Below are 12597 nucleotides of genomic sequence, written 5' to 3'. Positions count from 1 at the left end.
CCGATGTCAGGCGGCCTTAAAGAAGGTGTTCCAGCCGCCCTCCGGAGCCTGACCCACCTGGAGCGTACGGAGCTTGGCGAGTACGGCGGGATCCTGGACGTCCAGCCAGTCGGCGAACTGACGGAAAGACACCAGCCGTACGTCCTTCTCGCCCGCTATCCGCTTCAGCGCTTCCTCGACGGCGTCCATGTAAAGACCGCCGTTCCACTCCTCGAAGTGGTTGCCTATGAAGAACGGCGCGCGATTGGTCGTGTGAGCCCGCTCGAAACCGGCGAGATACGCGGCGGCCGCCTGCTTGCGCCATTCCGGATAGCGCGACGTCATGCCGTTGGTCGAATTCTTCGACTGGTTGGCGAGCATGTTGTAGTCCATCGACAGAACTTGGAAGCTGTGACCGGGGAACGGTATCGACTGGAGCGGGAAGTCCCACACGCCCTGGAGCTTGTCCGGCCACTGCTGGAGGCCGCCGGGCGAGCTGGCATCGTAGCGCCAGCCCAGTTTCGCGGCGGTCGGTATCAGGTTCTTCTGGCCGAGCAGGCACGGGGTGCGTGAGCCGACCAATTCCTTGCGGTAATCGAAGGGCAGCGGATCGAGATCGGTCCAGCCGCTGTTCGTACGCCACTCGGTGACGAAGGAGACCGCCTGGTCTATCTCGCTGGCCCACTGGTCCGATGTCCAGTTTTCCACCGTGCCGTGGCCGGAGCAGAAATGGCCGTTGAAATGCGTGCCTATCTCATGGCCGTCCAGCCATGCCTGCCGGACATTCGCCAGGGTCGCCTTGATGTGAGCGTCGGTCAGATATCCGATGTCGGAAGCGCCGATGGCGTTGTTGGGCGGCTTGTAGAGCGTTTTCTTCGATTCCGGCAGCAGATAGAGACCGGAGAGGAAGAAGGTCATCGCCGCGTCGTGTTCCTTGGCGAGTTTGAGGAAACGCGGAAACAGTCCGTTGCCGACCTCACCGGCCCCGTCCCAGGAGAAGACGACGAACTGCGGCGGGGTCTCGCCCGGTTGGAGCGGTACGGGCTTCGGCGGCTGGTGCGGCTGCTTCCCGGTGTCGGAGGTCGAACCGTCGCCGATCAGCCGGACGTTGCTGGGCGAGGGTGACGCGCCCCCCTTGCCTCCGACGCTCGCCGCGCCGCGCGAGGAGGAGCCGTTCCCGCCGCTGCCGAGGGGCCCGCAGCCCGCGATTCCCATCGCGGCCACGGCCCCGACCCCGGCTCCGAGCAGACTCCGTCGACTGATGTCTTGCATGCCATTCCCATCCGCGCTTTTCGACTCGTGCGTGCACTGACCCGGAAGAGATCCGGAGTCGCAGGGCGTGAGATGCAAAATCGAACACGGAAGGTTCCCGGGTTGTCGTACTTTTATTCGGTCAGCCCAAAAAAAGCCGTCCCACCTGGGGAAACACGGCTGAGAAGGCCCCCGGGGCGGGCCCGGCGAGGTCGACTACGCCCCGAACGCCTTGGTTCCGCCCTTGACCGGCTTCGCCCCGGTGAGGAGATGGACGGGTACGAGGTCGCGCGCCGGCTCCGAGTAGCCCACGGACACGATCCTGTCCCCCTGATAGGTGACGCTGGTCAGCGAGGCGAGCGTGCACTGCCGCCGGCGCGGGTCGTGCCACAGCCTGCGGCGTTCCAGGAAGCTCCGGACGATCCAGATGGGGAGCTGATGGCTGACGCAGACCGCCTCGTGCCCGCGTGCGGCGTCGCGGGCCTTGGTGAGGGCGCCCATCATCCGTACCACCTGATCGACGTACGGCTCGCCCCACGAGGGCCGGAAGGGGTTCGTCAGGTACTTCCAGTTGGCGGGCTGGCGCAGCGCGCCGTCCCCGACTCCGAAGGTCTTGCCCTCGAAGACGTTCATCGCCTCGATCAGCCGGACATCGGTGTCGAGCGTCACACCGTGGGACTTCGCGATGGGCGTCGCGGTCTCCTGGGCGCGCTCCAGCGGGGAGGCGACGACATGGGTGATGTCGCGGTCCGCCAGTTTCTCGGCGACGCGGTCGGCCATCTCCAGGCCGAGTTCCGAGAGGTGGAAGCCGGGGCGGCGCCCGTACAGCAGGCCCTCGGGGTTGTGCACCTCACCGTGGCGCATGAGGTGGACGACGGTGATCTCGCTTGCGTTGGTCATGCGGCGTTCTCCGGCTGGGTGGCTTCTGCTGCGGCGCGGGCGGCGGCCGGCAGTGCGGCGGCGATCCGCTCGACCGCGCGCTCGTCATGGGCTGTGGAGACGAACCAGGACTCGAAGGACGACGGCGGCAGGTAGACACCGTCGGCGAGCATGGAGTGGAAGAAGGGCGTGAAGCGGAAGGACTCCTGCTTCTTGGCGCCTTCGTAGTCACGGACCTCGTCGGCCGTGAAGAAGACGGAGAACATGTTGCTCGCCGACTGCACGCGGTGCGCGACGCCTTCCTTGCTGAGCGCCGCCGTCACCAGCCCCTGGATCTCCTCGGAGACCGCGTCGACCTTGGCGTACGCGGCTGCGTCGAGCAGCCGCAACTGCGCGAGCCCGGCGGCCGTCGCGACCGGGTTCCCGGAGAGCGTACCGGCCTGGTAGACCGGGCCCACGGGGGCGAGACGCCCCATGATGTCGGCGCGCCCGCCGAACGCTGCGGCCGGGAAGCCGCCCCCCATGACCTTGCCGAACGTCATCAGGTCGGGCGCGACGCCGTCGATGCCGTACCAGCCGGCCTTCGACGTACGGAACCCCGTCATGACCTCGTCGGAGATGTACAGCGCACCGTCGGCGGCGCAGATCTCCTTGAGCCCGGCGTTGAACCCCTCGCCCGGCGGCACGACGCCCATGTTCCCCGGCGACGCCTCGGTGATCACGCACGCGATCTCCCCCGGCTGAGCGGCGAAGGCGGCGCGTACGGCGTCCAGATCGTTGTACGGCAGAACAATGGTGTCGGCGGCCTGCGCCCCGGTGACCCCGGGGGTGTCCGGCAGCCCGAGGGTCGCGACCCCCGAACCGGCCGCGGCGAGCAGGGCGTCGACATGGCCGTGGTAGCAGCCGGCGAACTTCACGATCTTGGCGCGCCCGGTGAATCCGCGGGCCAGCCGGATCGCCGACATGGTCGCCTCGGTGCCCGAGGACACGAGCCGTACCTGCTCGACGGGCGCGACCCGGGCCACGATCTCCTCGGCGAGCGCGACCTCGCCCTCCCCCGGCGTACCGAAGGACGTACCCCGCCCGACGGCGGCCTGGACCGCGGCGATGACCTCGGGGTGGGAATGCCCGAGAATCATCGGCCCCCAGGAACATACGAGGTCGACATATTCGCGACCGTCCGCATCGATGAGGTATGGACCGTTACCGGACACCATGAACCGGGGCGTACCGCCCACAGCGCGGAAGGCGCGGACGGGAGAGTTCACACCTCCGGGCGTCACGAGGGCCGCGCGGTCGAAAAGCGTCTGCGAAACTGGGGCGGTATTTGGGAAGCTCACGGAATCCATGGTGTCAGAGGCTCGGATGTTCTTGCGGGCAGGTGTTTCACAGCACGCTCGATGGGGAGGTCACTGTCACGATGATCGGGTTGCGCGGCCGGGGCTGCGAGTGGTCGGGTGGAGATATGCATCGCGGTGGCGGACTGGGCGAGGGGACCGACGACCTCGGTCCCGAGCCTGCCCGACGTGGAAAGCACCGTCGAGGTGAGCGAGAGGCGCGGGAACAACCTCCGGAGAATCCCGGAAGCAGGGGCAGTGGCCGGATGGGGGTGACCTACAAATACTTCGGCGCGCCCGACGGGGCGACGGCGGCACGCGTCCCCATTTCGATGCGCCCGGAGGAGCTGGGCGGCGATGAGCTCGGCATGGGTGGCATGTTCTCCAAGATCAAGCCGGAAACCATAGCGGCGATGGTCCTCACGGGCATACAGGGCCTCCCGCTGCACAAGGTCCCACCCCTGGAACTGGTCGTCCTGCACCCCGACTACGCGGTGGTCAAACTCCCCATGACGGTGGTCGACCCGCTGCGCGGCATCGGCGAGGAGTCGGTGGGCGCGGCGGCCTTCATCTGGTCGACGGTCCCGGACAGGGGCGGCCCGCGCGACGCGTACAACGTCTACCAACTGCTGCACGAATGGCAGGACTTCAGCCACCGACTGCACGAGGCGGGGCACCAGCCGTACTGCTTGGTGTGGCCCTGACCTGGGGTTTCATGGGTCCCGGACGGCTTGCTTCACCTGCCGTTCGAGACCCGTCCGTGAACGGCTGTCAGGCCGCCAGGGCACATTGAGGGCACATGGCCGGGGATCCGGTCCCGGCTGTGCCCTGTCCGCCGGCTCCCGCGCCGCCGCTTCCGCCGGCGAAAGCCGCGTCGATCGCGTCGCGGGTACGGGTCTCACTCGTCGGCAGCAGGTGTGTGTACGTCCTCAGGGTGAATCCCGGGTCGGAGTGCCCCAGGTACACCGACAGCGCCTTGATGCTCTCTCCCGCGTCCAGCAGGACGGACGCGTACGCGTGTCGCAGCGCGTGCATGCCGTCGTCGGGCGCCGCTCGCAGGTACTTGGCGCCACGCTCCCGTGGAGGGATGACGCCGGCGGCGGCCAGGGCGAGTTTCCATACCCCCTGGTTGAAGACACTGCGGTTGTACGCCCGCTCCTTCTCATCCACGAAAAGGAGGCGGACCGTCGTCGGTTCGCCGCCGGGCTTCGCCCACGGCAGCGTGACTTCGACCGGTGGGAATTCCCTCATGTGCGCCTTGAGGGCCACGGCGATGTGCGGCGACAGCGGTACTGACCGGATTCGGTTCCCCTTCGGCAAGGCGAACACGGCTGTCGTGCCCACTATCCGGACCTGCCTGTTGATATGGACCCAGCCGGTCTTGAAGTCGATGTCCGTGTCGGCGAATCCGAAGACCTCCCCCTGCCGGAGCCCGCAGCCGAAGGCCAGTTGGCCGCCGCCCCGAAAGCGGTGCGGGAGTCCGGCGATCACAGAGCGGACCCGGTCCAGTGACCACGGGACCACGTTCTTCTTGGTGACCGCCGGCAGCTTGACCGAGCTCGCCTTGCAGGGATTCTTCGGCAGCAGACCGTCGTCCACGGCCGCTCCGAGGATGCTGGAGAGGATGTCGAAGATCCCCTCGATCGTCGAGGCTCCCAGGTCCCCGTCTTGAAGCTTGCGTATCCAACCCTGGATGGTGGAGGGCTGGTTGAGCGAGCGCAGTTCGCGCCGTCCCAGGTGAGCGGTGATGTGGTTGCGGACCGTTGCCTCGTAGCGGAGAGCGGTCGTGGGACCGGCGGAGTTCGCGTCCAGCCACTTCTGCGCGTAGCTGGCGAGCGTCTCCTTGGTCGCACTCGTGACGACGTACGTGCCGCGCCGCAGCTCGACGTCGGCCTCGGCGGCCCGGTTGTCGGCCGCCGCCTTGGTGTCGAAGTTCTCCTTGCGCTGCTGCCCGTCGAGATCCCGGTACCGGACTTGCCAGCGCTTGCCGATCCCATGATCCGCACTCGGCACCATCGGCCTCGTACGGCTGCGGTGTTCGGAGCAGCCGCTCTCCCCAGCCTTCGGATGGGACTTGTGCCAGCGGTCGTAGACGTCAGCCAAGAAGGGACTCCTGGACGCGGTCGAGGGTCCAGGCGGCGGGGCGCGCGACGGGGTCGTCGGTTTCGCGGTGCCACTGAGCGCGTTCGATGCGGCTGACCGCGACGCCGGTCAGCGGCCGGCTCATTGCTGTACAGCGCTCAGCGAACTGCCGCTGAGACGCACCGCGCAGGGCGCATATGTGTCCTATGGCGCGAGAGGCCCGGGTCCCGGCAGGTCCAATTTCCACAGTTCGAGTTGCCATGACGGATAGCTGTAGCTCGGACGGGGGCCGCTTGGCAATAGTTAGCTTTAGAACTCTCCACATGTTGTCGTTTCTGAGTAACTCGGGGACCGCCACTCGCGTTTGTCGGGGAGCCCCCAGCCGAGCTTCATGACGGACCCGGCAGCACCATACGGCACTTCATCTTGGACGCCTGACCTGCAAGAACGCCGCATCGATCGGTCCAGGCGACCCGTGGATACAGCAATAGGGGCGTCTCAGCCCCGCCCTCCGCAGAGGGTCGCCATCAAGTTTCGTCGAAGAAGTTCAGAGCTAACGGCAGCAATTATTTCGGCAACCGGGGATCGGCACCTACAGTTGTGGGAATCGACAGCAGTCGAGGCGAGTGCAAAGTCTTCGGAATGCCCATGGACTTCTGCATTCGGGGTGTGGCTGTGTTGTCCACGCCCGCCATCCAATAGCGCAACAGGAGCCCTATGCCTCACCCCTCCACCCACCGCCCCGTCGCTTCCGGGCGCGAGTCCATGGCGGCACCTCATGAGGTCGCCGCCTACCTCGATGTCCCGGTGAAGACCCTGTACCAGTGGAAGTACCGGGGCATCGGCCCCAACGTGCACAAGGTCGGCCGCCACCTCCGGTACCGCTGGCAGGACGTGGACGCATGGCTGGAGAAGCAGTCGGCGTACGACCTCGTCGGCTGAACGTGCCGGACACGAGGAGACAGACGCGGCCGGTGGCAAGTCGGCGCCGAAGGCCGAAGATTCCCCGTCGCACAGCCGAAGCCTGAGCAATCGAAGCGGTGGGGGCAGGGCCTGGTTGGTCCTGCCCCCACCAGTGAGGAACATCTATGGGCGAACCCATGCCCTTGCCTGTCCCCAGCCCGTCCCCCGAACCCATATGGCCGCCCACCGCGATACCCGGCCGGCCACGTGCTCACCTCTCGGATCCCCCTGCCGCGAGCACCGAGGTAAGCCCGAAGCTCGTACAAGAAGACAGACCGATCAAGCGGGACAGCAGCCTCATCGAGCCCATCGCCGAGGGCGAGCAGGTCCTCACCGATCTGGCCGCAGAGATCAAGCGGTACGTCGTACTGCCCAACAAGGAAGCCGTTACGGCCGTGACGCTCTGGGTGGCAGCCACTCACCTGCAGACCGCGTGGCAGCACGCGCCCCGCCTCGCGGTCGTCGGCCCCGCCAAGCGGTGCGGAAAGTCGCGGCTGCTGGACGTGGTGACCGAGACCGTGCGCGCCCCGCTGATCACGGTCAACGCCAGCCCTGCGGCGATCTTCCGCTCGATCACTCACGAGGACCCACCCACGCTCCTCGTCGACGAGGCCGACACGCTGTTCGGCACCGCGAAGGCGGCGGAACGCAACGAAGACCTGCGTGGCCTGCTGAACGCCGGTCACCAGCGCAACCGCCCAACCCTGCGAGTCAGCGGACCGGAGCACAAACCGCAGGCGTTTCCCACCTTCGCCATGGCCGCGCTCGCCGGCATCGGAGACCTGCCGGACACGATCATGGACCGGTCCGTGGTCATCCGCATGCGCCGCAGGGCACCGGGCGAGACCGTCGCATCCTTCCGCACCGTCCGCGACACCCCAGCTCTGCACACCATCCGCGACCGTCTCACCGACTGGCTGCAACCGGAGCTCTCCGAAGCGACAGGCAGGGAGCCGGACATGCCGGTCGAGGACCGCGCCGCCGACACCTGGGAACCTCTGGTGATCGTCGCCGACCTCGCCGGAGGCGACTGGCCCACACTCGCCCGCACGGCCTGCCGCGCCATGACCGCCCATGAGTCCGGCAAGGACGCGGACACAGGACTCCGCACCCGGATCCTGATCGACATCCGAAGGGTCTTCAGCGCCGAGGGCGACCCCGCCACTCTGCGCACCAGCCGCCTGATCGAAGAACTCAACGGCGACCCGGAATCGCCCTGGGCCGAGCACGGCCCCACCGGGCTGAACCCGCGCCGCCTGGGCCTGCTGCTGGAGGACTACAGCATCCGGCCAGCCAATCACCGCTTCCCCGACGGCGTCCAGGCCAAGGGGTACGCCCGCACTCAGTTCTTCGACGCCTGGGCCCGCTACTGCCCCGCACCGACCGCCAATTCGCCACTCCCGGCCCAGCGCCCCGCCGCCACCGGGCCCGCCGCAAACACCGGGGCCTGACCCGACTCAACCCGTCACACCCGTCCCCGCGCAGGTCAGCGCGGGGACGGGTAACCGGCCCGCAACGGGTCAACACGACATCACCACTCCACCCGTACCTGCCCTGAGCAGGCATGCAACGGGTGGTACGAGTCACCGCGCCTCCCGGCAGCCACCCACGCCCGCCCCGTGGCCGCTGCCCAACCCCGCCTGGAGTACATCCGCTTGCCTTCCTCCACCGCCGCCACCGCCGTACCGGGCACTGCCGCGATCCGCCTCGGCGTCGCCCTGCTCGGCACCATCGGCTTCGCCCTCTCCTACGACGCTCTGCGACAGATGGCCGTCGCCATACACATCCGCGGACCGCTCACCTACACCTTCCCCCTCGTCATAGACGGGTTCATCGCCATCGGCGTCGGCGCCCTGCTCATCCTCCGCACAGGGCCACTTGGCTCCCGCCTCTACGTATGGGTGCTCGTCGGCATCGCCACCACCACCAGCATCTGGGCCAACGCCCTGCACGCCATCCGCCTCAACCAGCAAACCCGCAGCACCAGCCTCCACCTCGACGACGCCACCGTCGGAGTCCTCTCCGCCATCGCCCCCCTCGCCCTCGCCGGCTCGGTCCACCTCTACCTCGTCATCCGCCGCCACCCGTTGGCCAGCCACACCGACACCGCCACGCCAGAGCAGCCACCGCTCGCTGAGCACCTCCCGAGCGAAGGCGCCACGGATACCAGCGGCGATGTGGCGAAACAATCCGCCACAGTGGCGGATCCACACGAGGCACCGCCCAAACCCACGGGCCGGCAGCCGAGCGCGACCATGGACGAACTCCTCACCATTGGCCGCAACGCTCCCCGAGGACGCGACGGCCGCATCTCGCGACGCGCAGTAGAAGCAGAGATCCGGGCCAAGGGCCACACCGTCGGAAAGGACCGCGTAGCGGACGCCACCCGCATGCTGCAGGCCGAACTCAACGGTGCCCGCGACGAAGCCCGCCGAGTTACCTCGTAACGCCCACCCGACCCGAGCACGACTCGTGCCACCCGTTCCCGACTAGCTCAGCGCGGGGACGGGTGCCCGGACCGTCAACGAGCCGACACAGCATCGTCACCCCGCCATGGCCCCCTACCGGAGAACAGCCTGATGCACGACCAGCAACGCGAAATCCCTTCCCACCAGCAGCAGATACCCACGACCACGGCAAAAAGCGGAGCAAGTTGTACCGGGAGCAATGCTCCCGGGTTTCCCGCCCCAGGGGTGGCGGGAGCGGCTCGGCGCCAGGGGGCACCGGACCGGCAGGCAGCGACCGAGGGCGGACCGCAGCATGGAGGGGAACAACCCGCCGAAGCCTTCTCTCACAGGCGCCAGCGCCCGCGTCAGCCGAAGCCGCTCAAGCGTCTGCATCAGCCCAGTTGCCGTATGAACGACACGGAGTTCGCGCGCTTCACCAAGGCTGCCGAGCAGTGCGGGATGAGCAACGCCGCCTTCCTCGCGTACGCCGTGGACAAAGCTGCCCGCGACCTGGCCCGTACCGCCGCAGAGATCGCCACAGAACGAGAGGTCATCGGCGAGATCTTCGCGGCCCGCCGGCACCTCGGCCGCATCCACGGCCTGTTCAACCAAGTCGCCAAGGCCCTCAACTCCGGCGCCCCCGCGCCCCACCTCGACGCCACATCTCACGCAGTCCTCGGCGCGGCCCGCCGCATGGAGGACGCCGCCGACGCCCTGCTCGCCCACCGCGAGGACGACACCCCGGCATGATCCCCAGCATCCACAAGCGCGGCAGCAAGACGGTCGGCCTGATCCGCTACCTCTACGGCCCCGGCACCCATGAAGAACATGTGGACCCCCACCTGGTCGCCGCCTTCGACCCGCTGACTCCGGACCCCGGCCGCGACCCCGGCGCCACCTACGCGCAGCTTGAGCGCCTGCTCAACCAGCCAGTCAACGCCCTTGCCGAAAGCAAGCGCCCCGAGAAGCACGTATGGCATCTGTCCGTACGCGCCAGTCCCGAGGACCCGATCCTCTCCGACGAGGACTGGGCCGCCATCGCCCGCCGCACGGTCGCCGCCACCGGCATCGCTCCGGACGGCGACGAAAAAGCCTGCCGCTGGGCGGCCGTCCGCCACACCGACGACCACATCCACATCATCGCCACCCTGGTCCGCGACGACGGTCGCCGGCCTCGACTGCACAACGAAGCCCACCGCGCCCAGGCCGAGGCCCGCCGCATCGAAGTCGACTACGGACTGCGCAGGGTCGCACCGGGCGACGGCACCGCCGCGAAACGCCCCACCAGCGCGGAACGCCACAAGGCGAAGCGCCTCGGACAGGAGGCCCCCTCGAAGGAACTGCTGCGCGAGCACGTCCGCCGTGCCCTGGCCGGCGCAGCCGACGAGACGGAGTTCTTCGACCGACTCGCCGCAGAGGGCGTCCGTATCAAGAAGCGCGTCGCGCCCTCCGGCGACGTGCTCGGCTACAACGTCGCCGTCGTCGGCGACCACAACAAGGACCGCGAGCCCATCTGGTACGCCGGTTCCACGCTCGCCCCGGACCTCTCCCTGCCCCGCATCCGCAAACGGTTCGTGACCGCCAAGGAGGCAGAAGCGCAACCCACGGACCTGCCCCTGAGCGGCACCTCGGCGCCGGCCCGCGCCCGCTACGCCGCCGCCCGGACCGCCGACGTGGCGCTCACCTCGTTGACAGCAGAGGACGACGGTACGGCAGCCGCCCACCTGATCGGGGTCGGCGAGGTGATTGACGCTCTCGCCCAGACCTCACCCAGCACCGGCCGGGCCGAACTACGTGCGGCAGCAAGGCATTTCGAGCGCGCCACTCGCTCCCACACCCGCGCCAAGAACGAGGAGATGCACGCCCTACGGCGGGCGGCCCGCCAGATCGTCCACTCCGGTGGAGCCCTCGGTCGCGGCCAGGAAGGCGCCGCCACCGCGCTGATCCTCGACGTCATGATCCTTGCCGTCATCGCCGCTGCCCGCTGGCACGCCGCCCGTGGCCATGCCCAGCAGGCCGAAGCCGCCCAGCTCGCCGCACGCCATCTACGTACCGCCTACCAGGCCACCGCGACCGGCCCTCTGACCTCTTTGCGCGCCTACGCCGAACGCGTCCCGGCAGCGGACCGGCAACGTCACACCACCACCGTCCGTGCCGCGCTCCCCGACCTCGTCGACCGCCTCCAGTCCGAGCCCGGTTGGGAGGCGCTGACGGCCGTGATCGACCAGGCCGAACGGGCAGGCTTCGACACCGCTGCCCTCCTGGTCAAGGCCGCCGGGGAGCGCGAATTCGGCAGCGCCGGGTCGGCGAGCGACGTCCTGGTCTGGCGGCTTAACCGCCTCGGATACGTCACCACCCCGACCCGACGCTCGAAGCCGACGCCGAGTCCTGTTCCGGCTCCAGCCGTACCCGCTGCACCTCAATACGAAGTGGTGCGCCCCCACCGACGATGATCAGGGTGGCCGTGGGATGGGACGTCGCGACTCTCAGCGAAGTGGGAGATCCCGACGGACGTGCTATCGGCTCACTGCCTTCAGCAGCTCGTCCACAGCAGTGCGGGCGAGCACCAACGGAGGCAGGCTGGGGTTCTTGGAGTCGCGGATGGCTGCGTAGGAGCCGAAGTCGGCCATCTCGACGCAGTCGTTGGCGCCGCCGCTGTAGGAACTCTTTCGCCAGGACGCTGTTTCAAGGTCGTCGGTGCGGGGGCGGCGGGGTGGTGCTGTGCTCACGGTTCAAGCTCCTCGGCAGTGCGGGTGATGCGGGTGAGCGTTTCGGCCGGGCTGAGGGCGCAGGCTCTGAGCTGGTCGAAAATCTCCGTGTAGTTCCCGACGTCGCTCTCGGACTCCAGGTACACCGAGTTCTTGGGATTCTCCAGCCAAACCAGCGGGGCTGTGGGCTGGGGGAAGGTGAGGATGACGAACGGACCGTACAGGCCGGGGTGGGCGCCGAGGGAGAACGGTAGGAGCTGGACAGTGACGTTCGGCAGCCCCCCGGCCCTGACGAGGTGGGCGAACTGCTCGCGCATCACGGCGTTCGACCCGACGGTGCGACGCAGGACGGCTTCGTCGAGGACCGCGCACAGCTCGACCCGGTGCTCACCACTCAGGCGGCTGTCCTGGCGTTCCAGGCGGACCTTGACCAGGGCTTCGACCTCGGCGGGAGTGAGGTCGGGGCGCATCTGGGCAATGACGACGCGCGCGTATTCCTCGGTCTGGAGCAGACCGGGGACGAGCATGGGCTGGTAGCTGGACAGCGCCGTGGCGTCTGCCTCCAGGGCCAGGTAGCCGTCATAGCGGGTGGAGGTGAGGACCGTGGAGTACTTCCGCCACCAGGGCTTCTGCTGTTCCTTGTCGGCGCGGACCAGATCGAGGATGTCGTCACGCAGCGCGGTGTCAGTGACGGTGTAGCAGTCCAGGAGTGCGCGGACGAGTACGGGTGTGGTGCCGCGTTCGCCGGTCTCGATGCGGCTGAGGGAGCCCTGGTTGACCTCGATCTGTTCCGCGACCTCGGAGAGGGTGAAGCCGGCGGTCTCCCGCAACTCGCGTAGGTGCGCGGCGAGCTGGCGTCGGTAGACCGACTGGGGTACCAGCGTCCTCTTCAGTGCCATAGAGGCAGTCTGTCCGGCTGGATGATCCGAGACAACCCGATCGGGCCAACTT

General features: G+C 68.2%; 12 protein-coding genes. 6 read left to right on the top strand and 6 right to left on the bottom strand.

Translation table 11 applies throughout. The features are described from left to right. Positions 1 to 6: 6 nt before the first annotated feature. The 3 genes from QR77_RS23960 to hemL all read right to left on the bottom strand — a co-directional run bounded on the left by QR77_RS23960 (position 7) and on the right by hemL (position 3458). Positions 7 to 1251, bottom strand: coding sequence for a lipoprotein (locus tag QR77_RS23960; protein WP_040024191.1), 1245 nt, complete (start codon positions 1249 to 1251; stop codon positions 7 to 9). A 195-nt stretch (positions 1252 to 1446) separates the two neighbouring features. After that, positions 1447 to 2130: a histidine phosphatase family protein gene (locus QR77_RS23955; protein WP_040024190.1), complete on the bottom strand. Its 684-nt coding sequence runs from the start codon at positions 2128 to 2130 to the stop codon at positions 1447 to 1449. Continuing rightward, entirely contained in the window at positions 2127 to 3458 is a 1332-nt protein-coding gene (hemL, locus tag QR77_RS23950) for a glutamate-1-semialdehyde 2,1-aminomutase (protein WP_052489015.1), read from the bottom strand. The genes QR77_RS23955 and hemL overlap by 4 nt, the downstream gene beginning before the upstream one ends. A gap of 116 nt (positions 3459 to 3574) precedes the next feature. Here hemL and QR77_RS23945 point away from each other — a divergent pair, with 116 nt between their 5' ends. Next, positions 3575 to 4150 carry a hypothetical protein gene (locus QR77_RS23945; protein ID WP_078877079.1) on the top strand — a complete coding sequence of 192 codons (576 nt, stop codon included), beginning with the start codon at positions 3575 to 3577 and terminating at the stop codon, positions 4148 to 4150. A gap of 67 nt (positions 4151 to 4217) precedes the next feature. Here QR77_RS23945 and QR77_RS23940 read toward each other — a convergent pair whose 3' ends face one another. Continuing rightward, positions 4218 to 5549: a tyrosine-type recombinase/integrase gene (locus QR77_RS23940; RefSeq protein ID WP_040024187.1), complete on the bottom strand. Its 1332-nt coding sequence runs from the start codon at positions 5547 to 5549 to the stop codon at positions 4218 to 4220. Positions 5550 to 6245: 696 nt separating this feature from the next. Between QR77_RS23940 and QR77_RS42370 the strand changes: the two genes are divergently transcribed. From QR77_RS42370 to QR77_RS23915, 5 genes are all read left to right on the top strand, one after another. Then, positions 6246 to 6470, top strand: a complete 225-nt coding sequence (locus QR77_RS42370; RefSeq protein ID WP_052489014.1) for a helix-turn-helix domain-containing protein — start codon at positions 6246 to 6248, stop codon at positions 6468 to 6470. Positions 6471 to 6628: 158 nt separating this feature from the next. Beyond that, positions 6629 to 7942 (top strand): DUF3631 domain-containing protein, encoded by a 1314-nt coding sequence (locus QR77_RS23930; protein ID WP_236710793.1) that lies wholly within the window; start codon positions 6629 to 6631, stop codon positions 7940 to 7942. A gap of 198 nt (positions 7943 to 8140) precedes the next feature. Further along, positions 8141 to 8938, top strand: a complete 798-nt coding sequence (locus QR77_RS23925; protein WP_107069116.1) for a DUF2637 domain-containing protein — start codon at positions 8141 to 8143, stop codon at positions 8936 to 8938. A gap of 408 nt (positions 8939 to 9346) precedes the next feature. Next, positions 9347 to 9688, top strand: coding sequence for a hypothetical protein (locus QR77_RS23920; RefSeq protein ID WP_040024184.1), 342 nt, complete (start codon positions 9347 to 9349; stop codon positions 9686 to 9688). Continuing rightward, the gene (locus QR77_RS23915) at positions 9685 to 11391 is read left to right on the top strand and encodes a relaxase/mobilization nuclease domain-containing protein (protein WP_052489013.1); all 1707 of its coding nucleotides are present in this window, start codon (positions 9685 to 9687) and stop codon (positions 11389 to 11391) included. The genes QR77_RS23920 and QR77_RS23915 overlap by 4 nt, the downstream gene beginning before the upstream one ends. A gap of 63 nt (positions 11392 to 11454) precedes the next feature. Here QR77_RS23915 and QR77_RS23910 read toward each other — a convergent pair whose 3' ends face one another. Both QR77_RS23910 and QR77_RS23905 read right to left on the bottom strand, forming a co-directional pair. Then, entirely contained in the window at positions 11455 to 11667 is a 213-nt protein-coding gene (locus QR77_RS23910; RefSeq protein WP_040024183.1) for a DUF397 domain-containing protein, read from the bottom strand. Beyond that, positions 11664 to 12545, bottom strand: coding sequence for a helix-turn-helix transcriptional regulator (locus QR77_RS23905; protein ID WP_040024182.1), 882 nt, complete (start codon positions 12543 to 12545; stop codon positions 11664 to 11666). The genes QR77_RS23910 and QR77_RS23905 overlap by 4 nt, the downstream gene beginning before the upstream one ends. Between the last annotated feature and the right edge of the window lie 52 nt (positions 12546 to 12597).

Origin of the sequence: Streptomyces sp. 150FB (assembly GCF_000818195.1) — a bacterium.
Taxonomy (GTDB): domain Bacteria; phylum Actinomycetota; class Actinomycetes; order Streptomycetales; family Streptomycetaceae; genus Streptomyces.
The sequence above is the reverse complement of the archived record's forward strand: the minus strand, read 5'-3'. Positions and strand labels throughout refer to the sequence as shown.